Here is a 26,366-nt window from a genome sequence, read left to right on the forward strand (position 1 = left end):
ATGCCCGTGGTCATCGAACTCGATGCAGGGTGCGCCGCCGCTATCTGCCCAGGGCCCGATCTCGCCGGTCACACAGATGGGATCCTCGTGATGGCCCGTAGGTAAGCAGATCGCTGACCAGGGCGTGTCGGCTGGCGCTGCGGCGCCACTCTCAGTGGAGAGTGATGGGGCCATCGGGAATCCATCCTTCGACGTAACCGGTGACCAGTAAGACGATCCCCTCTGGGGAGATTTCCCTTCTTCGCCTTCGCAGTTCCTCGATACTCCATCGGGCGTGTGTGACCGACTGCTTCTCAATCGCCGATCCTTCGCCGTCGCTGATGCGGACGATGAAGACCCGCGTAGCCGTGGCTCGGTCGAACTCCCAGTCTTCACCGTTGCGCGACTGGCGGATGCCATAGACCGATCCATAGCGTGGAGCCGCCACTTCGAATCGCTCCTGCAGGAACCGGGTGGCTGACTCCAGGAAGCTGGCGCTGGCTGTCATGCGCACCTGGGGGACGGTCCATCCGCCGCAGCATCCGCCGCACAGAAGGAGCCGACGCTGGTCGTCCAGCAGGAGGAGGTAGGTGCGACGGTCCAAGCGGGGCCATGGGACCCAAGGGGCAGTGGAGGACGGCATGCCTCAATCTTGAGGGTGTGCTACTTGAGTAGCAATATTTACGCGTCGGACGGGTGAACTGTCATGCAGGGAGGGCCGGGCTGAGGTGCGTCACCCTGAGCGACCTGATGGAAGGGCGGCCAAGGTCGACCACCAATGTGGTCAACATGCGATCGCCGAGCAGGCCGCCGATTGAGCCTTCATCTGACCGGAGCGATTCATGTAGCGCAAGCTCCTGGCTTCTGTCGGCGGCCCTGCCGTGCGCCGCGTGCGTGCCGGACACGGCGCACGGCAGGACGCGAGACGGTGGGCTCGGGCCGGGCATGCTCGGGCGCGCGAGGGGTGCTGCTCGGGCTGGATTCGTGCACGGGGAAGGGCTTCTCGCCTTGGCGGTGACCGGACCGTTGGTTGGTGTGACCCGGGCAGGCAGTCGCCACATTGATCGTTTCGTGGTGGCGGTCGGGGCCGCCTGTGGCGGGTCAGTAGTGGTTGTAGGTGAGGGTGGCGATGGCGTCGTGGCTGTGGATGCTTTCCAGGTTCTTCGCCGTGACGGTGTGGGTAAGTCCTTTGTCCCGGCAGGTGAGGCTTATGTCCCGGATGATGTCTTCGACAAAGACGGGGTGGTCGTAGGCCTGCATGGTGACGACGCGTTCATCAGGCCGCTTGATAAGCGGGATGACGGGAGCGGAGCCAGTCGCGCGCAGCAGCTGGATGATCTCGTGGACGGGCAGGGGGTAAGGGGTGTCGTCGGTGCCGGTGATCTCCAGGGTGATCTCGCTGCGCTGGTTGTGGGCGCCGTAGTCGGAGATGGCTTTGGAGCAGGGGCACAGGCTGGTGACGTGCGTGGTCACCGAGGTGGTGACAGTGCATCCGGAAGCGGTGATGCGGCCGGTGACGGTGACGTCGTGGGCCTGCCAGGATTCCCGCTGGCTGGCAGGTGCGGTGACAGCCGTGGCGATGGGCAGGGACAGAGTGAGGGTGAGAGCCGGTGCATCGAGCAGGGCGAGGCCACGCTTGAGGGCGATGGGAAACTCCTGCGGGGTCAGCGTGGCGACTTCCTCGTGCACGAGCGCGATCATGCGGCTCATGTGGGTGCCGCGCCGGTCGGCTTGCAGGCCGACGGTGGCGCTGATGTCAGCAATGCCCTGCTGTCGTGTGTAGCCGTCGTCGAAGGTGAGGGGGTAACGCAGGCCGCTGATGCCCACCTCGTCGATGGCAATGCCGCGGCGGTCGGGTTCGTTTTGGATGTCGTGCATGCCTTACGCGCCTCGGTAGGTGCAACCGGAGGTGCAGGTTTCGCGCACGGTGATCTCGGACAGTGCGGGAAGTTCGCCGATCAGGCGGTCCCAGATCCAGCGGGCCAGGTTCTCGCTGGTGGGGTTGTCCAGGCCTTCGATGTCGTTCAAGTAGTAGTGGTCGAGTTGAGCATCGATGGGCTTGAAGGCCCGCTTGATGTCGCCGAAGTCCATCACCCAGCCCAGTTCTGCATCGACGGGGGCTTCGACGTGCACGATCACCTTGTAGGAGTGGCCGTGGAGGCGGGCACACTTGTGGCCCTCAGGCACGCGCGGTAGGCGGTGCGCTGCTTCGAAGGTGAACTCGCGAAAGATTTCCATTACTGAATTCCCAGATACTTGTGCGTCTGGAGGGAGAGAGTCCAGCGCGGGTTCTTCATGCAGTATTCGACGGTCGCACGGGTGTGGGCTTCGCGGTGAGCGTCATCCAGCGGTTGCAGCCTGAAGTGCCGGAAGTCCAGTTCTTCGAACTGGACAGGATCACCGCCAGCCTGCGGGTAGACCAGTTTCAGTTCGTCACCCTGAGTGAGGACCAGAGTGGAACCGATCTTAGGGCTGACGCACAGCCAGTCGATTCCTCGGGGGGCCGGGCGAGTGCCGTTGGTTTCCACTGCGACTTCGAAGCCGCGCTCGTGCAGAGCCTCGATGGCTTCCTCGTCCAGTTGCAGCAGGGGCTCTCCGCCGGTGCACACCACGAACCGGTGGGCTCGATCGGTCGTGGGCCAGGCGGCCTCGACGGCATCGGCCAGGTCCTGCGGGGTGTGAAAGCGGCCGCCGCCTTCACCGTCGGTACCGACGAAGTCGGTGTCACAGAACTGACAGATGGCGCGGGCCCGGTCCTGTTCCCGGCCCGTCCACAGGTTGCAGCGGGAGAAGCGGCAAAAGACCGCTGGACGTCCTGCGTGGCTGCCTTCTCCCTGCAGGGTGTAGAAGACTTCCTTGATCAGGTAGGCCATGCTCAGACGCTCTGGTAACGGACGGGGTCCTTCACGCCGGCTTCAGTGAAGCCCTTCAGACGCAGCAGGCAAGTGTCGCACCTACCGCAGGCCCGCCCCTGCTCGTCGGGGTCGTAGCAGGAGGAAGTAAGGGAGTAGTCCACGCCCAGCCGCAGGCCCTCGCGCACGATGTCGGCCTTGGATAGCGCGATCAGGGGGGAGTGCAGGGTGATCTTGGAGGTTCCCTCTACCCCGGCCCGGGTGGCGAGGTTGGCCATGGTGGCGAAGGCGTCCATGTACTCGGGGCGGCAGTCGGGGTAGCCGCTGTAGTCCACCGCTGTGACCCCGGTGAAGATGTCGCTGGCACCGACCGTCTCGGCGAACGCCAGCGCGAACGACAGGAAGATCGTGTTGCGGGCCGGCACATACGTGATCGGCACCCCACCCTCCTCGACGTCCTCCAGCGTCTCGTGCTTGGGCACCTCGATGTCGGAGGTCAGGGCAGAGCCGCCGAAGACCCGCAGATCGATGTCGGCAATGACATGACGGGCCACGCCCTGAGTCTGCGCCACGCGCTGAGCCGCCTCCAACTCGATGCTGTGCCGCTGGCCGTAGCGGAAGCTGAGCGCGTAGGGAGTGAATCCCTGGTCCTTGGCGATGGCCAGCACCGTGGTCGAGTCCAGGCCGCCGCTCAGCAACACGATCGCGGGACGGTCCATGCTGTCACTCCCCTATCTGCAGTCCAGTTTCCTCGGTTGAGGCAGGTGCAGCCTACCCCCCTAACTACCGGCTACAGTAACCACAACAAAAATCGAGTTACGGAAGCCAGGGGTCGAGTCGCAGTGAACGAGTTGCCCATCGTGGTCACGTGCACGGACCGGAAGGCCTCACCACCCCCCGCGGACCTGCAAGCCCGCACCCTGCCCACCGGCGACCTGCCGCAGCGAGCCGCGGAATGGGCACGCCGCCTGCAGGCAGCCCAGGGCCGGCAGGCGAAACTGCAAGACCTCTACCAGGGGGATCAGTGGCGGCGTGCGCTCGCTCTCACCGACGCCGCAGCCCGCGCAGGGTTTGCCCCTCGCCTCTATGTAGCCTCGGCCGGCCTGGGCCTACGGCAAGTCTCCAGCCTGGCGCCGTCGTATGCAGCGACTTTCGTACCACGGCACGCAGATTCCGTGGCTTTCTCCAGTCCTGAGGCATCCCGGTGGTGGGATCACCTGCAGCACCTGGACGGCACCAGCGATCTGTCTAAGATCGCCACGGCCGCCGGACGGGCACTGGTGGTGCTGTCGGAGACCTACGCCCAGGCCATGCAGCGGGACTTGCGCGGGCTCGCGGCCGCCGACGCCGAGGTGGTGCTGATCGGGGGCGCCTGCGATCTGGATGGGGTGCTGCGTGTGCCGGCCAATGCCGCCCTGCGGCAGGCCCTCGGCGGAACCCTCACCAGCTTGAACACCCGCATGGCAGCCTCCTGGCTCGAGCACTGCACGCCGGGCCGCCTCATCAGCCCTGAGGCACAGGCGCGTTGGGATGCCTGGGCCTCTCAGGCGGCGCGGCCCGAACGTTACGCCCGCACACCTATGTCGGACGAGTTGGTGATCGCCTTCATCAAAGAGATGAAGGCCCTCCACCCCGACTCCTCCCGCACTCGACTGCTGCGTCTCTTCAGAGACAAGGGGATGGCCTGTGAACAGAAGCGCTTTGCCGACCTGTACACATCGACGATTGGCCGCTGATGACTTTCACTGTGCTTAAGCGTCGGGCCCTGCGGATCGAGCAGCACCCCACGATCCCGCTGTATGTGTTCACCTTGGCGGCAGAAGAGGTGCACCAGGTCGCCGACGTCGCGCGGATCTCCCGGGACGAGGCAGGCAGGCTCATTGGCTACCAGCGCCCCGAGAAAAAGCAGCACGTCAAGCAGATCCTGGAGTATCTCGACAGTGACGAGGTCCTCTTTCCGAACGGACTGATCCTCGCCTTGCCCTCCAGTGTGCGGTTCAAGTCCAGCCCTGGCCCCAGCAGCAGCGACGGCCTGTGTACCTCCGGGACGCTGGAGATCCCTCTCCCCGATTCCCCCGATGCCCCCCGGCCGGCCTGGATCGTCGACGGGCAGCAGCGCAGCCTCGCTCTGGCACGTACGCGCAACACCCGCCTGGCCGTGACCATCGCTGGGTTTGTCGCCGAAGACCTGGAAACCCAGCGAGACCAGTTCCTGCGCGTGAACACGGTCTCTCCGCTGCCGACTAACCTCGTCACCGAACTGCTTCCCGAAGTCGGCACGGTGCTGCCGACCAAACTGTCCGCCAGGAAACTCCCCTCGGTCCTAGTCGAAGCTCTCAATCAGGACAAGGATTCGCCCTTCCACGGGTTGGTGCGCCGCCCTTCCACCACTGCAGAGCAGAAAGCGGAGGCTGTCGTCACCGACAACAGTCTCACCACGGCCATACAGGAATCCCTCAACTCCCCTTCGGGTGTTTTTTTCCCCTACAAAAATCTATCCAACGGCACCGTCGACACTGCCACCATCCGGCAGATTCTTGTCATCTATTGGAATGCCGTCCGCGACACCTTCCCGGAAGCGTGGGGCCTGCCGGCGACTCGGAGTCGGCTGATGCACGGAGTGGGCATCCGCTCCATGGGGCGTCTCATGGACCGCGTAATGATGGCCATCCCCCCTGCATCCCCCCATGCGCTTGAGCAGGCGCGGGCCGAACTCGCACTAGTCGCACCGCACTGCCGTTGGACCGACGGGCGCTGGCCGGACCTGAACATCCCTTGGAACGAACTCCAGAACAACCCGCGCCACATCAGCACCCTGTCGAACTACCTCCTCCGTATCTATGTGCAGGAAAAGGCAAAAGCCGCGTGAAATTCTATTTTCCTGACAGTCAGGACCTGGTGAGCCCCACCTACGACTTCGTCAACGACGAGTACTCGCCCTACCGAGTGCGCCAACGGGACGACGTCTACGCTCACCAGGTTGTGATGCCGATCCCCTACGACGGGATCCTCGTCAGCAAGGCGGTCGTCGACGGTTCCGTGAAAGGCTCGGGAAAATACTCTTCCCCGCAGCGCGAGCGTTTCTACCGGCTGGGCGTGAGAAATTTCTTCCGCCTCCCCGAAGCCTGTGCCACCATCGGTGACTGTGGGGCCTTCAACTATATAGACGAAGAGCGTCCGCCTTACGAGGTGGATGAAGTCATGGACTTCTACGGCCGTTGTGGATTCGATGCGGGAATTAGTATCGACCACATTATCTTCGGATATATTCCCGAAGGGTCTGATAAGCAGCCCGAAGATGCCTGGATCACCCGGCAGCAAATTTCCCTGGAACTTGCCGAAGAATTCATTACCGCAACAAAAAAATCAGGCGCGCGCTTCGAACCGGTCGGTGCAGCACAGGGTTGGGGCCCGCAAAGCTACGCGCACAGCGTGAAGCAGTTGCAGAAGATGGGTTACCGGCGGATCGCACTGGGTGGCATGGTCCCCCTTAAATCGCACGAAATCCTCTCCTGTCTGCGCGCCATCGACGACATTCGCTCCCCGGGAACAGGGCTGCATCTCCTCGGCATCAACCGGGTGGACAGCATGGAACAGTTCGCCCGCCACGGCGTGACCAGTTTCGACAGTACCTCCGCCTTCCGTCAGGCGTTCATGGATGACCGCAACAACTACCACTCGGCCAACGACTCCTACACGGCCATCAGAGTTCCTCAGGTCGACGGAAACCCTGCACTCAAGCGGCTCATCCTGTCCGGGAACGTGTCGCAGGCAGAAGCAATCACTGCCGAGCGAGCCAGCCTGCGCGCCCTGCGCGAATTCGATCGCGAGGAAACCTCCATAGAGGAGGTCCTGACTGCCCTCGGAACCTATGAATCCCTCGTACTCGGACCGAAAAAGAAAAGCTACCTCGAAGCGTACGAGCGCACCCTGGGCGATGCGCCCTGGCGCATCTGCCCCTGCGCCCTGTGCGAGAAGCACGGAATTGAGATCGTGATATTCCGGGGGAGTGAGCGAAACAAGCGTCGCGGATTCCATAATTTGACCGTGCTCGAAGCTAAAATGCGATCACTCACCTTCGGGTAAGATCCGACCTCTACTTTTTATCCATGTCAGGAGATGCGATGGCCGACCGCTACGAACTCAGGCTCCCCGCACTTGAAGTGCGTCAGGGAGACCGAAAAATCTACTGCTTTGCTGTCGACGGAAAGAAGATCCACAGCTTCGCCGCCGTCTCCCGCGTCCGGCGGGACGACAGCAGCAGCCTGCAGGGCTACCAGCGGCCCGAGGTCCTCAGCCACATCCGGGGCATCCGCCGCTACCTCGAGTCCGACAACGCCATGCTCCCCAACGCCCTGGTCCTGGCGTTCGACGAGTCCGTCAGGTTCGAGACCGGAGCACGCCGGGCTGCTGGCGCCGACTACTCCGTCCCGGGAGAATTGGTCATCCTCGTTGATGAATCCCTTCCCGATGAGGAAAAGCCCGCCCTGATCGTGGACGGACAGCAGCGCAGCGCGGCCATCCGCGATGCGGACCTGGCCGAATTTCCTGTCGCTGCCGTCGGATTCATCGCCGACGATCAACAAGACCAGCGCTCCCAGTTCATCCTGGTCAACTCCACCAAGCCGCTACCCAAGGGCCTCATCCACGAGCTGCTGCCCGAAACCAGCGGACACCTCCCTCCCTCCTACGCCCGCAAGCGCCTGCCAGCGCAGTTGATGACCCGCCTCAACACCGACGGCAAGGGCCCCTTCTACGGCCGCGTCGCCAGCCCCACCTCCCCTCACGGCAACATCAAAGACACCAGCCTGCTGCGCATGCTGGAACACAGCCTCTTCGAAGGGGCCCTCTACCAGTACCGCAATCCCGAAGACGGCTCCGGCGACGTCGAACGCATGCTGCTGCACCTCCGCTCCTTTTGGGCCATCGTGCAGGAAACCTTCAGCGACGCCTGGAAGCTCCCGCCCCGCCAGTCCCGCCTCAGCCACGGAGCGGGCATCCAAGCCATGGGCTTCGTCATGGACAGCCTCACCGACGGCATGGCCGCCGAAGACGTCGACTGCGACCGGGTCCGTAACGCCATCCTGAGCCTGATGCCGGTCACCGCCTGGACCTCCGGCATGTGGCGCTTCCCTGACGGCGAACAGCGCCGCTGGAACGGCCTGCAAAACACCCCCAACGACATCCGCCTGCTCACAGACCTGCTGGTGCGCAGTGTGCGGGGCTGACCGGCTGGCCGTGTTCACCGTGCCCTCTCGGGCACGGTGAACAGCAGGTCCACTTCCCGCGTTTGTGGCCGCCTTCGGCCGCTGTCAGCTGGGCGAAGCGATGCTGCAGCGCGGGCTTGTGCCGGGACCGTCGGTCGCGGCACAAGGTGTATCACCGCAGTTGGGGAGGTAGTTCCTGCTGCTTGGCAGCATGCTCATACAAGGTGGTGATGGCCGCGTGAGTCACGGAGACCGAGCCGGCTCCTCGGGGGTAGACGATCTCCTTGGCGTACTGACCGATGCAGTTGGTGGCCGCGTGAGCAGCGCACTGCGTGATTACCACGCTGAAATCCGAGTTTCGGGCTGTCTCCTTCAGATGCTTCGACGCGACCTTTTCTGTTGAGAGCACCACCTTCACAAGGGGGAACTGCCGGGTGATTCGGTCTTGGACACGCTGCAGCACGCCCTCGTCCAGACCGTAGACCAAGATTTGCGCGGCTCCGACAACCGGCTTGGTTTCATCGTTCTCCGAGGGAGCCTGCTCAGGCCATTCCATCCCGAGCCCGAGCTCATTGCTAAGAGACCGAGCCGTTGACAGGTATGCCTCTTCGAGGCGTCGCATATGGACATGCAACGGACCGAATAGGAGCTGGGCTGTCTGTACGCGGGCTGCGGGTGCTGGTGCGGCCCATGCCACCAGGCGGTCGACGAAGTCGAGGGCCTGCCCGGCGGTCTGGGGCGCGACCCATTCGTCGAATCGCACACTCAACTGTTCCAGGAACTCTTCGTACTCCGCAGCCTTTGGGGCGGAGCGAAGGAACAGTTCCAGGAGAAGGTCCAGGACTGCGAGGTTCGCTGGGTCGCAGCGCTGGTTGACAATGCTCCGCATGATCGTGGTCAGCGTCTGTCGGAGGGTGAGGTCTGAGCGGGTGAGTTCCTGCAGGAACGGCCCGAGCGCGTACTGCCATACGACCTCGTACTCGGTGTCTGTAAGGCCGGCAAATACGTCTGCAATTTCCCCGTCGGACACCGCATCCAGTTGTACCGGGGTATCGCCTCGGCGGACGTCCATCCTGCGGCAAAGCTCGAAGGCGGTCTTGTCTCCCTGGGCGACAGCCTTGACTATTTCTGCCCATGAGTTGAGTGATGTCTTGGTAGACACGCCATCGGGCTCGGGCTCCGCTGTAGTTGCAAAGTCTGGCTCAGCAGGTTCCGCTTCCACCGCGCCCGCTGGAACGGCCTGGCGGCGATAGGACACCAGTGCGTCGGGTATGAGGTCCCCACGGCCTTCGGTATCGAGCAGAGCGATGCTGCGGGAAAGTTCCTCCCCGTCACCTCGCCCGTACATACCGACGAGCAGGACAGTGACAGCCTGCTCACTGAACGACAGTAGGTCTCCGTCTGCCAGCAACGAGAAATGGCTGTTGGGCGCCTTCAACGCGTCCACGGCACCAGCCAGTTCCTCTGCAGCAAGCGCAGGTTCGATGTGCGCTGTGAAGAGAGCTGACAGCACCATGTCCTTCACCGGAACAGGCGGGTCCTGCAGCAGCACTTCTCGAAGCCCTGGCAGGGAAAGGACGCCGTTTGCCCTTCCCTGTGCCGTCAGAAGCCTGATCTCCAAATGTTTGACGTTGGTCGGCGAGAGGCCGCCTTGGCGATCGATCTGCTGAAGGAGCGTCTTGGCGGTCTGTGGTGCACCGCTTACGAGGGCCGCTTCGAAGTCTGCGAGAAGACGCCCCAAGGGCTTGGGTGCAGTCCAGGCCCGCTCGGGGCTCCGCTCCACCACCGTCACCATCCGTTCGAGCGCAGACCTCAGGCGCTTCCTCTCCTCTATGTCGGCGGTCGTCTGGACGACGAACGTGCTTCCCGCTCCATAGCGTTCGAGGATCGAGGCCTCATGGGGCCTGTCGAGCGCAACAGGCACGTCGTAGCCGTACTTCGCAAGAGAGGGCCCGACAAAGGCCACCAGAAGATCACGAACAGAAGTGAGTTGCTCACGCCGGCGAGGAATCACGTAGTACGCCATGCGCTGGGTCTGCTCATTCAGCCAGGGCAGCACCATGGGCGCTCTACGGTGACTGACGGCTGCATTCCTCAGCAGCGTGATGCCTTTAGGGTACTTACCAGCGGCGTTGCGGTCTGGATGGAGGAAGTGGTCCACGAACTCCTGCGTACCGGCTCTCTGTTCCGCAACTTCTGCCTTAGACGCCACGTGCCGTCCATTCATGCTGGTAGTCCACTACTGCCTGTGCCGCAGCCGATTCGTCCAACGTATAGCTGATCTGCTCCTTGTTCCGGGCCAGGCCGTTGCGCGTGAAGTTCATGGAGCCGTCGAACATCCAGCCCGGGCCGATCAGGCTCTTCTCGTGAATGTCCTGGTCCAAAAACACCTCGAGATCCGTACCCGGTCCACGGCCCAGAGCGAGACGCTCCAAGAACATCGCGTTTGCAGGAGCATCCTGGGTCACAACACGAACGGCGGTGCCACTCTGTGCCAGCATCAGCAGCAGGTCGGACAAGCGGCACTGCAGCGGAGGGTTGTCGCCCAAGAGGTAGTCGAAGGAACCGTCAGCGTTGTCGACCAGATCCACATCGCTGACCCATGCAGACACCAACCAGACCTCGCCGCCCGGCGACGAGAGTTGAGCCAGCAGCGCCGTCCGAATCAGCGAGTCCGCACGCAGGGCGCTACGCGCATTCGTGCGGAGTGTACGACGAAGGACAGTCACTGCTCAGACTCCTTGATGACGGCCTTGATGACGACCTCGCGGCTGTCCCTGAGTACCTGTGTCACCTCGCCGAACAACTTCAGGTCTCCACGGTCCACACGAAGAACAGGGATGGTCAGCATCACATGGCGCAGCAGTTCGGGCTGAACCAGAGGAACGACCACTTCAACTGCAGGATGCGAGGAGAGCAACTCGGCGTAGCTGGTGTGCCAATCCGACGATGTGGCATCGAGGCGTGGCCACGCTTGCGTGTGCACGGCGGCCGCCAGAAGCCGATCCAAGATCTGCGGGTTGTCCACCGCGCGATATGGCTGGTAAGAGTCGAAATGGTAGTTCCGTGCCTGGTCACCTCGGGGCCAGAGCATGCTGAAAGCCTGGTCCGGGCTGATCGTACGAGGCAGCTGCACCTTGCCCGCGCCAACGGCGTACGCGATGACCCTTGAGTCGACCTCAATCCCAGTTGCTTCTTCCAACTGATCCCACGCCTTCACCAGAGCAAGGGCAGTCGCGTCGGTCAGACTGTCGGATCCGCGTCGAAGCAGACGCATCGCAAGGGATGCAACATCACCGTGCCGAGGCGCACCGTCCAGGTCGGTCCAGGCCGACCTGATGCGGTTCAGCGCATCCTGGCTGTTCTGAGCCGAAGCCGCATCACGCATCTCGCTCATCGCCTCAGCGAGCTCACCACCTGGCTCGGCCTCCACCACATGACCGAGCAGACTCGTCAGCCGTGCATCAGTCTGCTCGAAGCTGTTGGGACGCAAAGCCGCACCAACCAGACTCCAGAATCGGGCAGGATCACGGCCGTACGTCTCCGCCAACTTCTCCACGACGCCGAGCCCACCCTCGGACGTCTCGCTGATCCAGATCTGGTCCGTTCCCGAGCCGGCACCCGGCACCACGTCGAGCGTCAGGTCCTGGTCTCGGGCGTCGGGACAGGCTCGTGTTACTGCCTCCAGGATCGCAGCGGCCAAGGTGTCCAGATAGGCGCGCCGGGCGAGGCCAGCCGTGCGGTCATGGAGCTTCTCGCCGAACAGCAGTGAACCAGCGTCGTCGAGCACGGCGATGACATCGGGGTGTTGGCTGAGTGCCTGCAGATCGTTGATGACGCGGTCGGCAGGGCTGCCGGCGCCCGTAGGGGAGGCGGACGGATCCTGCCTGTACAGCAGCGGAATGACCTTAAGGATGCTGTCCCGCCAGGCGCCCTGTGACAACTCCGCGTGAATCGCCTCGGGCTTCTTGCCCTCAAGTCCCTCAAGCGCGAACGCGGAGAGGTACACCAAGGACAACCACCCACGCTGGAACGAGTTGGCCGCTTCAGCGATCCGCCTGTCCTCCATGACGGTGTTCGTGAACGCCTTCGAACGCCACTCGGGAGAGTTCAAATGCTCCACTACGCCAGGCAGCGACAGATCCAGCGGCTTGACCTGAATTTGGACAGCGTCGACGGACGAGGAGAAGCCCATGGCTGCCCTCTTTCCCTCGTGGATGTAGCTGACCTCCACCTTGTGCCGCTTCCCCGGCGTGCCCTTGATGACGTCGGCCACAGCCCCATACGTCATCCGGCGCACCTCGGTCGGGTTACCTGAAGCGTGAGCGGCGAACCCGACAGAGACCACCCGCTCCCGCCACTCGGGAACCTTGGGCACGTCCGCCGCAACCGGAGGACCCGCAGGGTTGTCCACGAACTGGGTTGCCCACAAGGGGACACCCTGGGACGAGGTCGCGATCTCTTTGTCCGGCTGAGCCAGCTTGATCCGTCGCGGGCGCGTGACCTCGACCGCCTGCACATCCGCGCGGCCGGTGCCCCAACAACCCTGCCGCTCCTCGGCGTCGAGGATGTGACTCAGATCGATCACGGCGTCACGGACCCCGGTGGGAACCTCCAGCCACGTGCGGTGACGATCATCGCGGTATCCGAACCGGCGACTGACCCGGCCAGGCACAGCTTCACGCAGTGCGCGCCCGACCGGCAGCTTTTCCTCGTCGTCGGAAGTGGCAAAGGGCACCGCAAAGCTGACCTCCGGAAGATTCAGCGGAGCGAACAGCGACGTCGTGACGAACTCAGGCAAAAAGGCACGCCGGTCCGTGCCGGGATCCTTGTGGATCGGCGACGCGCCAGCGTAAAGACGCCGCAACAGCGTGGGAGCCACTGCCAACAACAAAGACCGCGGCTGCTCCCACAGGAGGACCTGTACTTCGTCGGCGCTCAGGCCCAGCGCGCCTCGCAGATGGCCCGCCAGGGAGCGCAGCAGGATGTCATCCCCGTCGAGCAGGCTCTCCAGATCCTTGATGACCGCTTGTCGGGCCTTGGGCAACTGCTCATCTTTATAGTCTGGTCGGGTATTTCCCGACAACAAGATGCGGGCGCTGACCCACAGGCCCTGCTCACGAAGTCGGGTGCCGAGCCAATCGACGAACGCTCGAGCGCCTTGGATCTTGATGATGTGGCGGTTGTGCACAGGCAAGGTGCGAGGCGTCACCTCAGGAGCGAAGAGGGATTCATACCCTTGATAGGCCAGTCGGTCTCGCCCAAAGTCAGAGAGAGCAACGATTGTGAGCGGGCGCGTGCCCCTCTCACGTCCGGCCCGGCCCCGGCGCTGCAGGAAGGAAGCCGGGTCTCGAGGCGCCTTGTGCTGGACGACCAGTCCGACGTCGGGATCGTTGAAGCCGACCTCGAGAGAGGCCGTCGCAACGACAAGATCGGCGTCCGCGTCGACGCCCGCATCCTGGGAGGATGTCCGGCCGATCCTCAAAGGTCGCTCGCTCAGGTCGGAACTGAGGTTGTGCCCAATCAGCTCCGGAAGGTTCCAGGACTGGCCCACGAGGTAACGATCTTCTTCCGCAGGGAGGTCCATGGAACGGAGAGACGCCAGAACCGCAGCACCCCGCTTTCTGCGGTTCTTCCCGTACTGCCCTCCCTCTGCGTCTCGCAGGTCGTCATACAGGCGGTTGGTGACGTCGAGGTCGTCTGTAAAGAGGAACCCCTTGGTCCCATGAAGCGTCGTCCCGGCAGGCCGAGTCCTGTCGAGCAAGCGTCCGTGGAGCATCGCCGTTTGGATAGTGGTGGACAGCAGGCTCGTACCCGACAAGGGGTCGCCGCGCAGCGCGAGGTGGTACTCGCGGCCCTCCGCCTCCATGTCCGCGCTGCGCGGCTCGATGAGGGTGACACTTTCCGCAGGTAGCCCGACAAGTTCCGCCATGAAGCGGTCGGCCTGACGCAGGGTGGCGCTGAGCCCGACGAAGGTGACTGGGCCACGGCGTGCGTGACGCCAGCGCCGGAGCAGCAGGGCTGTTTGGGCACCTGTGGCATCGGAGTACGTATGCACCTCGTCGAGCAGGACGACGCGGGGACCATTCCCCTTCCAGCCGAGGGTCCTGCTCAACTTTGACCCCGTGCTGTTGCGGTTGAGCATCTCCGTCGTGGTGAAGAGCAGCTTGGGCGGAGTCCCGTTGATCGACTCCCGGGTAAGAGCCATGACACCGTCAGGGATCTCCTGATGGCACACGGAACACCGCAAGGCCTCCGAGCTGAGCGCCCTGTCCTGTTCCGACCAGAGCATGGCGCCGCCATCCCCGGCGGGACACGTCAGATAGGGACAGACACGGGCCCCACCCTGCACTGGCCACTCGTACATCCCCTGGGTGACGTCGCCGAGACCCGGCGGCGTACGCCCGTAGAGCACACCGATCCGCGGACTGGGCAGGCCCCGCTCCCGGAGTTCGAGTGCGTTCTTGATCGCATCGCGCAACTGGTCACGCAGTAGTTCGATGCGCGGATAGAGCGCGAGGGTATGCACACCCGTGCGCCGGTCATTGGCCATCGCAGCGAATGCCGGAAGGTAGAACGCGAGGGTCTTTCCGCTGCCGGTGCCGGCACCGACAACGACGCCACGCGAACCCCCGTGGACCAGGGAGTTGGTGACTGTCTTGGTGGCGTCGACCTGGAAGCGCGAGAGCGAGTACGAACCGATCAGCACCCCGGCGACCTTTGAGTGATTCTCAGTCCACCCCGATGTCACCTCCATCTCGGCGATCGCCTGGGCAGCCGAGATGTCACGCGTCGGATAGCGACGCTCAGAGACGTGCAGGCGGTAGTCGGCGACCAGCGGCCTACCTCTTTCCCACCAGTCCGGCTGCAGTGGAGCACCGGGCCAAGGGCCGAAGATCTGCCGCAGGGAGGCAGTCAGCCGAACCCCCTCTGCGAACCTTGTCCGGTACTGATCGACTCCGCCGAAGGGGACCTGGAAAAGAAGCTGCTGGCTAAGGAGCGCCTGCCTCAACTGGTCGGCGTCAGAGAACAGCGATGCCGCGTCTTCGTCTTTGTCGATGACCGACCAGAGAGCGTCCGTCACCTCTTCTTCGCTGAGCATGCCGTCTGTGACGCCCCAGGACAGGAGGGGCAACTCCCGGTCCTCCAGGGCAGTAAGCGCCTTGCCCAAAACGGCGCGGCGCAGTGTCGTGGGTGCCACAGGTCGTCAGTCCGCCTTCCGAGTGACGGTAAACCAGCAGTCCTGGTCGTAGTCTCGCAGCAGCGTGATGTCCGCGTCGGTGAGCTCTCGAAGAGTGACCCCGCCTGCGTCGAGCCGGTTGATGAGCTCGAGGAGTTCTTCCGGAGCATCGTCCGGTGCGTGCTCGAGGAGCCTCAGCAGCGCGTCGCGATCGGTACAGAATGTGAGGATGCTGGCACTGTCGACCTTGGAGCGATTCGCCTTGGTTTTCATCGACTCGTAGAGCGCGGCCGCTTCCAGTCGCTCATCGGTGCCAAGAGTGACGAACCGAGCCGGAGAGACCTCTTGGATCTGTGCGGTGGCCCATGCCTTCCAGAGTTGTCTGAGCGAAGTACTCAGCTCGCTGGTGAATGCGTCCAAGGCGCGCTTGGCATCGAGGAAAGCCCGGTCGCCGGGCAGGCCACCTCGCGACTTCGACTCGAGCTTGGCCCGTGCAGCCTCGAACCCAGACACGTCCAGAGCCTGACCGGTGCGCTCACGCAGCAAAACCGCGGTCTGCTGCTGGACCATCGCGGCCTGCAAGGCTGCACGCACCTCATCGATACGCTGGAGCACCCGCTCCTGTTCGGCCCGCTCCTTTTGGCCTTCGGAGATGCTGCGGGCGATGTTCTGCAGTTCCTGAGCCTTCTCCAGAACCGTAACGCTGCTCACTTGCCTGCCTCCGCGTGCGTACTAGCGTCATCTATGGCCTGCTTCCATTCCCCCAACAGACCTGCCAACTGCTCCGCAGCGTCGCTAACCGCGTTCTGGTTCTGCATCCGCGCCGCAGCCAGGGCCGTGTCCAGCAAGGAGTCGGCAACCGTGAGGTAGTCGCGCATCTCCCGCAGATGTGGGGACCGAATCGGGGCCACCACAGCCAGGAGGCTTTCGGCCGACGAGTCCTGGAGGCTGTCGGTGACGCGAGACAGGTCCTTCTCCAGCACGGACAGCGTGGTCCAGTCGGCTTCCGCGATTGCTGCAGCCCGACTGTCCAACTCACGCTCCAGGGGTCCCGTGATGCCCTCTGCCTTTGCCATCTGCAGGGCCGTGGACACTTGCTGGATGAGGCGGTCACCGGGGCCGCTCGCCCTGGGGAAGCGCTCTCGGATCTCGCCGAAGAGCGTACGTAGTTCCTGGAGTTGACCGCGCACTACGGATTGCCACCCTGCACGCAGGGGCTGGCCGGCGCTCTTGACCCATTGCGGAAGTTCCACGGCCGACAAGTCCCAATGCGCCGCTGCCTCCTTTACGAGAGGAAGGGCACGGGTAGCGTCAACGACGTGGACCGCTCCCGTGGAACCCTGTCCGATTCCCAGCGAACTCAGCAACGACTCCACGAGACTGCTGCGATGCTGCATGTGCACATCGAGTCTCTCCAGCCATGCCTCAGTGCGCGACGACACGTCCGGCCGCACCCACTCGTTCCCTACATCGAATGCTGCTGCGTACAGCGTCTCGATCGGCATACCGGGAACGACACGTCCGGCCAGCGCAGCGCCGAGCAAAGAAACACGCAACCCAGCGATCAAGTCCTTTTCGGTGCGTTCCAGGCTCTGCGCAACGCGCTCTCGCATAGCGGGCCTGGCCGCGTCAGCGATGCTAGCGAGACGAACGATGTCCTTCCCGCGCACCCCATCTACCGCGTCCGCGGACAGGCGTAGGAGGCTCTTAAAGAACTCGCCAGTCGCAGGGTTGCGCTTGAGAACGATGGGCGCGCCCGCACTCATCGCCTCTGAACTCGCATCTTCGATTGAGACCTGGTTGGATTTGACGTTCTTCGTGTACCATCCGGCCTTTTCGGTGTCGGTGAGGTTAACCGGCTTGACCGGAGGCGTTAGCCAATCCTCCCGGTAAGGGACCGATTTCGAAATGATGGTGCGAATGATTTTTGCCTCGTCCGTGGTGAGGCGAGAACCTGTTGCGGCCCAGTCTTCCACCACTTGAAGCTTTCTCTGCAGAGCGGGCGCCTCCTTTTGAGGCGGTGGCAGGGGAGTGCTCTGCTCTTTCTGCGGGGAAACTTGTTGCTTTGCGTGCAGGCCGTCAACAGCCAGGGCAGGTAGGGAAAACGCTTCGCTGATGCCCTGCCGCAGATTCACCAACTGGGGCGGTGCATCGGCCCAAAACTCCAGCGTCGCCCGCCGGCGCTTGGCGTTCAAGGGGTCGTGCGTATCGATATCTTCGCTGACGCTGTTGGGCAATGCCTGGTCGACGCCCCTGACGGACTTGTAGTTCTCCTGGAAGAAGGCGCTCGGGAACTCGCCCTTGCTGATGGCGCTGTACGCGTCGGCCAAGATCGGGATGACTCCGCTGCCCAAAACGTTGCGCGGTACGAAGGCGTACGGGTTCTCCTGCGGAGCCAGGCTGTGAACGACACGCGTCAGAGACGGACGATTGAACGGGTAGAGGCCGAACCCGTCCGTGGAAACACCGAAAGAATCATGACAAAGGCTCTTTACAATGCAATCGTCACACTTGTTCGGAATCGAACCGCTACCCGCACTCTCCAGCGCACCACGCCCAACTCGAGCGGCGTTGAGGTACCTCGCGACGAACGTGGCGATGTCCTCTGTCCCTGTCTGGCCTTCTCCCAGGACGATGTCCAGGTTGTAGACGAATCCTCCGGTGGAGGTAGCGATCCTGGAGGCTGCCGTTTCCGGAAGGTCGTGGAAGTAACCACTGGTGATCGCCATGAGGGTCCGCATGGGCGCGAGCACCGCATGCCCTTCCCGCTCCGACGTCTCGGTGATCGCGTCGAGCAGGTCACCCTGGACACCTTGGATCAGAGCGAAGTCCTCCACCAGGAGGATGATCTCCTTGCCCTGGCGCGCATAGATCTTGCGCACCTTCTGCATCGCACCAAGAAGACGACCGCCTCCCAGCGCCGACAGTTCTTGAACGGCCTTGTCCCATTGCTCATTGAGCAACTCCACCGCCAGCACCTGCAACTCATCCCTGGACATGAGGACGCCGAAGATCTGCCGAGTAGGGGCTGCCATGTCGCCGGCGATGGCATCCGGGCTCAAGGGGAGGTCTTCCAGAGAGAAGCGAGGACGACGCTCCTCGCCGGACTCTCGATCGCTCAAGAAGTGCTGGGCGAATTGGGGAATGAACTTGCCGGACTCAAGCATCTGCGCCTGCAGGAGCGGATCTTGCAGAAGCAGCGATATGCCTTGGGGTCCGACGAGTTGACGCTTCTTCCCGGAGACCGATTCCTTACCGAGGTCCGCCAGAGCGACGCTCAACTGGGTGATGAGGCGGCGCGCCAGCGAGGCAGCGGTGAAGGTCCCGGTGACGTGCCGGATGTCCTTGCGGATCTGCTCGATCTCTTCGTCCTCGACGCCGTCGAGGAGGGAGTCGATCACATGTCGCAAACTCGTCTTAGTCTTTTCGAGGTAGATGATCTTTCGGTTTTCGGAGGGCTCGATGTTCTCCCTGACCCAGCGGACCAGATGCGACTTGCCAGAGCCTGACTCACCGACCACCGGCAGGAGCAGCGTCCTGGTGTTCGTCCGTCGGTTCAGGAAATCGTCGAGGAGGTTCTCCTCCGTGACGCTCTCGCCTGTGCTGTTGAACGACCGGCCAGTAATCCGGGAACGCTGGATGCTCAACGGGGTGTGCGTGGAGAGAAAGACGGCAGGCGAGGCGACGACCGCCTCCGTCTGAATCGTGGAGATGACGTTTTCCACGTCCCAGCAGACGTATCCCTTGAAGTCAGACATTGGTGGCCTCCTGCCGGGTGATGGAGGAACAAAGACGCATGGATAGACGCTCGGGGTCCTGCAACTTGATCGGCTGCTTGGCGTCCGAATCGCTGCTCATGACGAGCCACTTCTCGTGTTCGCCTCGCATCAGGGCGAAGGAGAGTGCCGTGTCGACCGTCCGGTCGTCGGGCAGTCCATAGCCCGAACTCTCTGAGATGCTTCCACCAGGAAGGACAGGAAGGTGTTCACGCAGCAGGCGCAAGACTTCTAGAGCATCCGCAGGAGTGTCTGCCGGCAGGTGCTCTTCCAGCACCTGCCGCACGGCGCAAGTACAGTCCGGAACATAGCGTTGGGCGATGTGCGGAGCCGAGGCGCCCAACCCAAGAGTTCCCGCCCACGCCACGAACGGTGACCACCGTGAACCGTTCACGAAGACCAACTCTCCATCGGGTGCATTCTTTTGGTGCCGGCTGTCCACGAGGGCCCAACTGAAGGACTCCGAGAACGGATCCCGGCTCAGGCTCCACACCAGAGCCCGCCGCAGGTCATCGGCGATCTCGGCCGGTTGGTGCCCATGAAGGCCCAGCACAGCGGCGCGCAGTGCGCGCTGGAAGGCGGCATAGTCGTCCGAACGCAGGTCTGCAAGGGCACCCGACAAGATCCAGGCCTCGCCGTCGCCGCTTCCCGCAGCGAGCCCCAGTGACCGCAGCGTGTTGAGCGCGTAATGGACCGTGGTGGTCTTCTTCGCGTCGAGATTGTGCGGCTCGAGGAAGGTGCGCAGCGTCTCAGACGCCACGGGCCCGGACTGCGAGGCCAGGAAGCGTACGACAGCCCAGATCTCGCCGGGATACGGCACAGGCGTGTTGAGCAATGCCATTATCTGAACTCGCTTCTCACTTGCTGGATGTTCAACGACGGGTGCGTAGTCACGAAGGGCACCCCGGGCCTGGTCGGGTCCTCGATTTGCCGAGGAAGGAGGAGGTACACAGGCTCCCCGTCCTCAAGCCGGTACCGGAGTTCCTCATCGAGGCGCGGCGTCACGGCATCAGCAACCCAGACGATCGTGGCGGTGGTGCCACTGCCCACAAGGCCGCCGTCGTGATCGACGAGCACCGGATGACCTGGTGCCTGCTGCTGTATCTGCTGGGCCACCTCTTCGCGAACACCAGGGCCGGCGAAGTGAGAGATACCCGACCGCGCCAGTTTCACCAGCACGGGCAACACGTTGTCCTTGTGTTCCGCAGGACTTTGCCAGTACATGCTGAAGTGCGAGGTCTGCGGGTGCAGGTGGGCCAAAGGGCTGGCCGGCGGGGACCACTCAACAGTGGCCGGATCCGGCGAGAGCGGCCTGCGGTACAGGGATGCCACCCCTCCCGGCGGAAGCCCTTGACGTCGACAGTGAGGACATCCGCGGCAGGCTGCCATGGTGTAGTGACGCCCCCCATTGGCTCCCGTGATCGAGTAGTACTCGGCCAAGGTGTCCGCAATGCACCGCTTGTGGCGCAAGACGCTCAACATCCTCTGCAGAGAGCTCCGCTGGGCATCCTTGATATCCGAGCGGATGCGGTTGTAGGCGTCGTGGAAGTATGTCGCATCGTTGGTCTGCCCATCCACCAGTTCGATCTCGATCCGGTCTCGGGCAGATTCGTAGAACGCCGTCATCTGATCCTGCCGGACCGAGGGATCCTCCTCGGACTCACGAACCGGAGGTGTGGGAGGGAAGATCTTGATCATCCCCATGCGATCCATCAGATTGAGCAGACGAACGTTCCAGTCCTTGTGCGTGGCGTACCCAACGGGCAACCGCGGTGGCCGCAGCGTCAAGTCGATCAAGTACCTGTTCGCGTGAAGGTGCTGTCCTTTGGTGAACATCGCCCGCCACCGTCCCCAAGCGGTGTCTGCCATGAGGATCTTCTGCTCGTTCAGTGACTGGGCTGTGCCATGGTCGCCAGGCGCTGATGCCAGGTAGGCAATCGAGGGACTGCCGTCGCGGCCGCCACGTCCGACCTCCTGGTAGTAGCGGTCCACGGTCTCAGGTACGCACGCGTGCACGACACTGCGTACGTCGTCGAGGTCGACTCCCAGTCCGAAGGCGGAGGTGCCGACGACGACGTCGTACTCGGTTGCGACAGCACCATGACTCGTGCGGCCTGACCAGCCCTCGAGCGCGCGACGACGCCTGGCGTCGTTGACGTTCCCGTGTACGACGGCGACCCGGTGCATCCCTGCCGTCCGCAGAGCCTCGGCCCATTCGGTGGCGTGCTTCTTCTGGGTCGTGTACAGCACCATCGGTTTCGGCAGGCGTACCACAGCCCTCAGAACTGCTGCGGACCGCTCCTCTTCCGAGTCGAAGTCCTCCAAGAAGTAGGCAGGCTCGCTGCGCAGTTCGGAAGCCCAGACCACTTTGGTTCGCTCACCGGAACCGAACAGATCCCGTAGCGTCGTCACCTGTTGTTCGGTGAGCGTGGCACTCATCGCAACTGTCCTGGGCGCACGGCCCTTGGGAGCGATCTCTCGCCAAGCCCGGTGTGGGGCAGCCAGGCTCTGAAACTCCGCGCGGAACTCGTTGCCCCACTGTTCGACGAGATGCGCTTCGTCCAGTATGACGTAGTTCAGGTGACCGTCTTGGGCGGCATCGCGAAGGGCTGTGCTGAGTCCGGCGACCACAGCTTCGGGAGAGGCGATTACTAGTGCCTGTCGCCCGGCTGAAATGTCCGCGCGCATCTGCTCTTTGTCGGCCTGGTCCAACTCCCCGAAATATGCATACCGATTGTGCAGAGCGCTGGGATCACGCCTGCTCAGCAGCTCACGGACACGTCGTTCCATGTCGATGGCCAGGACCACGGTGGGCACGACCATCAAAGACACGCCACTGTTCCGGCCGGCTAGCATGGCACCGGCCAGTGCTACCGGCGTCTTGCCATGGCCGGTAGGTAGGCAGATCAGAAGGGTCTCACCCGGCGGCATCAGGACGACCGAGCGGGCCGCTTGGCGCTGCCCCTTGGAAAGGTAGTGGTCGTATCCGATGACGTCCTTCCAAAACGGGTCGGCCGGCGCGGCTTCCAGGACACGGCGCAAGGTGGAGTCCTTGCCGAGGACTGCTTCACGCACCTGTGCAAGCCCTGCTTCGTGCGCCGGTCCGTCACCCTCAACCGGGGCCCATTCCTGACCTCGTAGAAGGACGCGACTTCCGTCGACAAGCACGTTGCAACCGCCCTGCCGCCACTGATCAGCGGTGGGCAGGCCCGCTCGCAACGGCACGGACAAATGGCCCGTCCGCCCCAGCGCCTGGTTGGCCAACAGGAGTTGCCGCGTCAACGAGACAATGTCCAGCCAGCCGCTAGCGCCGCTCTGCAGCCCAGCCAGGGCGTCCCCCAAACGGCGAAGAACGCCCTTGTCCAGGATGTCCGGCTTCACTTCGGGCCACTCGTTGAGCAGGTGCTGAGCTCTCACCCATGTGTCTTCAGACATCAGTAGGCCAATTCCAATCCGCGGCGCACCAGGCAGGCAGCGGCCACGACCCGGACAACGGGTCGCGACAGCCCTTCGGCAAGAGAAGTCAGCACCTCCGCGTCGGTGACCAGGCTTTCGGTGTCACGAAGAAGCCGGCCGGCCGCTTGCCGCGCTTGGGCCTGCGAGTGCAAAACCGCGGAAACCTCCAGTGCCTTGTGCTGAGCGTCCTGACAGACTGCCGTGAGATCCGTGTGCTGGTGCAGAAACCCCAGCGCTGCTTGCTGGGCGTCACGCACGTACTTGGCCGCGTGCTCCTGGCCTCCGAAGACCTCGAACAACTCCGCAGCACGCTGGCTGTTGTAGTTGGTGTCACCCTTGCTCTTGTCGTACGGACGATTCAGGAAGGCCAACTGGGCATCCGTGGTCACGGGCCGGTTCGTGCCCGACTCGATCCAAACGCGCCTGATGACAGGAGGGAAGACACGATCCGCCTGGCGGCGCAGAGCCCTTCCGGCGTCCGCACTGCCATTGACGTGCTTCAGTGCGGCAGAGGTGTCCGCCTCGATGAGGAAATCGAAACCGAAGTACGGTTGCGGGTCCTGCCCCGGCGGCATCCCGCGGTCGATCCGCCTGAAGGCGGCACTCTGCCCAAGACTGTCGTTGAGGACGGCATCGGACAGCATGTCCACCAAGGGATTGCCGACGCGGAACAGTCGTGCGTCGCGACTGCGCAGCGCGCGTGACCGGTTGAACATCGCGTGAGCGATCTCATCGTCAGGGAGGCGATCCTTGACCCGCTTCCAGTGACGAGGAGAAAGAAGCGGACGGGTCGAGCCGTCGTTGATCAGAAAGCGCCAAGCCGGGGATCCCTGGATGGAACGATCGAGGTAACGGAGCTTGATACCCCCTCCGGTGGCGTCCGTGTACGCCAGGAACGCCTTTTGCGTCTCGGACCAATCAAGCTCGACTTCCGCCAGCGCAGCCGGAACGCTGCGCAGGCGCTGCGTCGACACGTGGATGGACTCCAAAAGGTCCATCTTGCGGATCTCGTTGCGTTCCTTGCCGAGCCGTGCATCCACGGCCTCCTGCTGCGTCACAAGCCCTTCCGGCCCGACCTCGACTGCACCAGTCCATACGCTGGTGACCGACTGGGCTATGGCGTCCTGCAGGGTGGAAACAGAACGGTCGAAGACCCTGTAACCATCCCCGAGAAGGGCGGCCCATGCCTCCGTGAACGAGCCGTCCGGGCCGTTCTCCTCAGCCAGTCGGAACTGAAGTGCGGGACCAACCGCTCCAGGCAGAGCCGGACCGGGATAGCGATCAACGCGGCCCAGACGCTGTTCGAGTTGGTTGGGGGACCAGGGAAGCCTCAGATGGACAACACAGTCGGCTGCCTGCAGGTTCAAGCCGTCTTCGGCCGTGTCATCGACGAGGAGAACCGCCTGCCCAGGCGTTGGGTCTGCCCAACGAGCGACGTCGGTTGCAGCCTGGGCCGCGCCGATGCTACGCGTGTGCTCGGTGATTACTACCTTCGGGAAGTCGGAGCGCAACCGACCTGTGAGCGCGCCAGCCAGTCGGCCGGGTCCACAGAAAACCACGGTGCGCTGTGCCTTCCGCATGACAGGAAGAAACGCCCGGATGATGTGCTTCAGATTCTCCGTGCTCGGCTCGCCCCCCGCAGGCCAGTCTTCCTCAGCCTCGGCCAGCAGTGTTTGTTCGCAGGCAACTACTGGCACACCGCGCAGCAGTTCCCGCTCCCGTAGTGAGAGCCCCGCACGTTCGCCAGCATCGGCGTCGGCCCTCACCCGCCACCGCAGCGCATCGATGGCGTCGTACGGAAGCGCGGGCGCCCGCGACGTGAGAACCGCCAAGGGCATGGCGTACTTCGAGAGTTGATCGCTCAGCCCCTCGTTCTCCAGGTGCTCGCGCACCGAGTTCCACCAGAGCATCACGAATTCACTCCCGGCCTCTACGACGGGGGAGGGGGAGTAGAGGGCTTCGGGACGCTGGCGGCCGCGCACCTCATAGGGAAGTGCCTCGGCGTCCGGACCGCTGGCTTCTTGTAGCACCGCCTCGCGCCGGTTTCGAATCATTCGGCGGTGGATCCGGTACGTCTCACTGATGTGAGCGCGCAGTTCGGTAACCCGACGGGCGAACTCATCCTGCTGATCGGGGTCGCTCACCTCGTCATCCTCGTCGAGCATGTCGAGGACCTCGTCTGCGAGCTGGGTCAGACGCACGTCACTCGAGGGGACCTGTGCTCGAATCTCGTCGATGCTGTCCCGGATGACATACGTGTACTGCGGGTTCAGGGAGTAGACCGAGTTGGCCAATTGCTCGCGCATGCGATAACGGTCCTCGAAGTCCTGACGTCTCTCCCACGAGTAGAGCTCTGGGTCGAGCAGGTGCAGCAGGCCAAGGTTCGTCAGGTAGCCCGACGTCACGGGGGTGGCGGACAGCAGCAGCAGTCGCTCGGCCGAGTGCGCTAGTGCGCACAACTCCTTGTAAGGCGTCTCATCCGGACCTGCCTGCACGAGCGCATGGGCCTCGTCCACAACGACGAGGTCGGCATGCTTGTATCCAGCCCACTTCTCGGGCGTCTCGTGGCTGGTGACGACGATCGTCGCATCAGGGAAGTCCCCGATGTGGAACTTGTCCTTGAGCTCAGACAGCCACTGTCGGCGAAGAGCGGCTGGCGAGACGACCACCACGCACGCAGCCGGATTATCGATGAGGATCTGACGAACGACGTACCCGGCCTCGATCGTCTTCCCCAGGCCGACCTCATCGGCCAGCAGATACCGCTGTACAGGGTCGGAGAGGACCGTGAGCGCGGCGTTCACCTGATGCGGAAAGATCTCCACCGTCGACGAGAGGAACGTACTCATGTCAGCACAGGCACCACGCTGCCGGACGAGGTTCTTAAGGACGGGGAGTCTCGCGTCTCGGTACGGCGTCGTGCTGCCACCACGGACGGTCAGATCCGCAGCGGGCTCCAGCACCGGGCGATCCCACCGAACGTGGAGATGCTCCTCACGAACAGGCAGGTCGTAGTCCACATTGGGGAACCTGACGATGTAGGAACGTTGGGCGGGCTCTGCCTGTATGATGCGACCCGCGTTCCATAGCCCGTCCGGACTCCTCCACCAGATGCGCTCCTCGCGCTCCAGGAGGACCCGGTGCACCAGGTGGTCCGCCACCCACTGCGATTGTGCGATCGTCGCGGTCGGCGACTCGAAGTAGTCAACGCGCACGCGCTCTCCCTCTACCTCCCCGACTTTGCCGATCCCCGGACCCCCCGATATCCGCACAAAGGTACCGAGTCGTCTTACGTCGCTCACGTGACCCTGCTTCACGATCTTGCCCCCGCCTGTTGTGCAGGTCGCCCCTCCCCAGGGCGCAGCGCCCCCCGGCGCCATAGCTGCATATTCTTCACCATCACAAGTTCTGTGGGTTGTCGGACCCTTGAGGATGTGCCGTTTGCGGCGGCCGGATGCAGTGACACCCCACATGTGCAGCGCGCAACGGATGATAGGGCAGACAAGCCACCTCGTCATCGTTTCCGCAGGTCGGACGCCGAAGAGGGCACTACCCCATGCGCCGGCCGGGTGGGGTAGTTCACCCGTACTCCACGCGACCACCCCCGACTGCTCTCACCGTGCGCCAGAGGCATTTCATCCCCGAAGTTCGGGTTTTTAACCCTAATGAAAGACTTTGGCGCAGGAGGGATGTGCTCTCCGCAGTACAGGGGTGCTGACCGGACTGTACGGTGCCGCCACCGGCTTCCCCCCTCGACCCGTTGACGACACAACGTCTACCGCATCCCACTGACAACGGCCCCGCATGCGTAAGGAACGGCAGTCGCGTGTGGACGCCTTCGCTGACGGTGGAAGGCGGGCAGTGAGGCTGATCCCTTGGAGTGGATGTCGGCAACGGGTGAAATGGATACCACGGA

At 63.4% G+C, this 26,366-nt stretch carries 17 protein-coding genes; 4 read left to right on the top strand and 13 right to left on the bottom strand.

Annotated elements, in window-relative coordinates; all coding sequences use genetic code 11:
• Positions 1-151: 151 nt before the first annotated feature.
• From ACF1B9_RS14355 to queC, 5 genes are all read right to left on the bottom strand, one after another.
• Positions 152-487: a hypothetical protein gene (locus tag ACF1B9_RS14355; protein WP_391742409.1), complete on the bottom strand. Its 336-nt coding sequence runs from the start codon at positions 485-487 to the stop codon at positions 152-154.
• 593 nt (positions 488-1,080) lie between these two features.
• Entirely contained in the window at positions 1,081-1,857 is a 777-nt protein-coding gene (locus ACF1B9_RS14360) for a GTP cyclohydrolase I FolE2 (protein ID WP_391742408.1), read from the bottom strand.
• Positions 1,858-1,860: 3 nt separating this feature from the next.
• Positions 1,861-2,217, bottom strand: a complete 357-nt coding sequence (gene queD, locus ACF1B9_RS14365) for a 6-carboxytetrahydropterin synthase QueD (RefSeq protein WP_335940274.1) — start codon at positions 2,215-2,217, stop codon at positions 1,861-1,863.
• On the bottom strand, positions 2,217-2,852 hold the full coding sequence (gene queE, locus ACF1B9_RS14370) for a 7-carboxy-7-deazaguanine synthase (protein WP_391742406.1): 636 nt from the start codon (positions 2,850-2,852) through the stop codon (positions 2,217-2,219). The genes queD and queE overlap by 1 nt, the downstream gene beginning before the upstream one ends.
• Positions 2,853-2,854: 2 nt before the next feature.
• Positions 2,855-3,550, bottom strand: a complete 696-nt coding sequence (gene queC, locus ACF1B9_RS14375) for a 7-cyano-7-deazaguanine synthase QueC (protein ID WP_391742404.1) — start codon at positions 3,548-3,550, stop codon at positions 2,855-2,857.
• A 456-nt stretch (positions 3,551-4,006) separates the two neighbouring features.
• On the opposite strand from queC, the gene ACF1B9_RS14380 reads away from it, so the two are divergent.
• The 4 genes from ACF1B9_RS14380 to dbpB (ACF1B9_RS14395) are packed head-to-tail and all read left to right on the top strand — an operon-like array spanning position 4,007 to position 8,059.
• A complete protein-coding gene (locus tag ACF1B9_RS14380) occupies positions 4,007-4,567 on the top strand; it encodes a hypothetical protein (protein WP_356308850.1) in 561 nt (186 codons plus the stop codon).
• Positions 4,567-5,700, top strand: a complete 1,134-nt coding sequence (dbpB, locus tag ACF1B9_RS14385; protein WP_018551862.1) for a DGQHR domain-containing protein DpdB — start codon at positions 4,567-4,569, stop codon at positions 5,698-5,700. Before ACF1B9_RS14380 ends, dbpB (ACF1B9_RS14385) begins: the two co-directional genes overlap by 1 nt.
• Entirely contained in the window at positions 5,697-6,917 is a 1,221-nt protein-coding gene (gene dpdA / locus ACF1B9_RS14390) for a tRNA-guanine transglycosylase DpdA (protein ID WP_391742402.1), read from the top strand. The genes dbpB (ACF1B9_RS14385) and dpdA overlap by 4 nt, the downstream gene beginning before the upstream one ends.
• Before the next feature lie 38 nt (positions 6,918-6,955).
• Positions 6,956-8,059: a DGQHR domain-containing protein DpdB gene (dbpB, locus tag ACF1B9_RS14395; RefSeq protein ID WP_391742400.1), complete on the top strand. Its 1,104-nt coding sequence runs from the start codon at positions 6,956-6,958 to the stop codon at positions 8,057-8,059.
• A gap of 151 nt (positions 8,060-8,210) precedes the next feature.
• Here the strand turns inward: dbpB (ACF1B9_RS14395) and dpdD are convergent, their stop codons facing one another.
• Genes dpdD through dpdE form a run of 8 tightly spaced genes read right to left on the bottom strand, consistent with a single transcriptional unit; the run spans position 8,211 to position 25,968 of the window.
• Complete coding sequence (gene dpdD / locus ACF1B9_RS14400) at positions 8,211-10,199, bottom strand: protein DpdD (protein WP_391742398.1); 1,989 nt, start codon at positions 10,197-10,199, stop codon at positions 8,211-8,213.
• A gap of 40 nt (positions 10,200-10,239) precedes the next feature.
• Positions 10,240-10,767: a phospholipase D-like domain-containing protein DpdK gene (dpdK, locus tag ACF1B9_RS14405; protein ID WP_079177548.1), complete on the bottom strand. Its 528-nt coding sequence runs from the start codon at positions 10,765-10,767 to the stop codon at positions 10,240-10,242.
• A complete protein-coding gene (gene dpdJ / locus ACF1B9_RS14410; RefSeq protein ID WP_391742396.1) occupies positions 10,764-15,239 on the bottom strand; it encodes a protein DpdJ in 4,476 nt (1,491 codons plus the stop codon). Before dpdJ ends, dpdK begins: the two co-directional genes overlap by 4 nt.
• 6 nt (positions 15,240-15,245) lie before the next feature.
• Positions 15,246-15,929, bottom strand: coding sequence for a hypothetical protein (locus tag ACF1B9_RS14415; RefSeq protein ID WP_391742395.1), 684 nt, complete (start codon positions 15,927-15,929; stop codon positions 15,246-15,248).
• On the bottom strand, positions 15,926-18,976 hold the full coding sequence (gene dpdH / locus ACF1B9_RS14420) for a protein DpdH (protein ID WP_391742394.1): 3,051 nt from the start codon (positions 18,974-18,976) through the stop codon (positions 15,926-15,928). The genes ACF1B9_RS14415 and dpdH overlap by 4 nt, the downstream gene beginning before the upstream one ends.
• Positions 18,969-19,835: a protein DpdG gene (dpdG, locus tag ACF1B9_RS14425; protein ID WP_391742393.1), complete on the bottom strand. Its 867-nt coding sequence runs from the start codon at positions 19,833-19,835 to the stop codon at positions 18,969-18,971. Before dpdG ends, dpdH begins: the two co-directional genes overlap by 8 nt.
• Positions 19,835-22,429 carry a protein DpdF gene (gene dpdF / locus ACF1B9_RS14430; protein WP_391742391.1) on the bottom strand — a complete coding sequence of 865 codons (2,595 nt, stop codon included), beginning with the start codon at positions 22,427-22,429 and terminating at the stop codon, positions 19,835-19,837. Before dpdF ends, dpdG begins: the two co-directional genes overlap by 1 nt.
• On the bottom strand, positions 22,429-25,968 hold the full coding sequence (gene dpdE, locus ACF1B9_RS14435; protein ID WP_391795914.1) for a protein DpdE: 3,540 nt from the start codon (positions 25,966-25,968) through the stop codon (positions 22,429-22,431). Before dpdE ends, dpdF begins: the two co-directional genes overlap by 1 nt.
• Positions 25,969-26,366: the final 398 nt, after the last annotated feature.

The organism is Streptomyces sp. NPDC014727 (assembly GCF_043083485.1).
Taxonomy (GTDB): domain Bacteria; phylum Actinomycetota; class Actinomycetes; order Streptomycetales; family Streptomycetaceae; genus Streptomyces.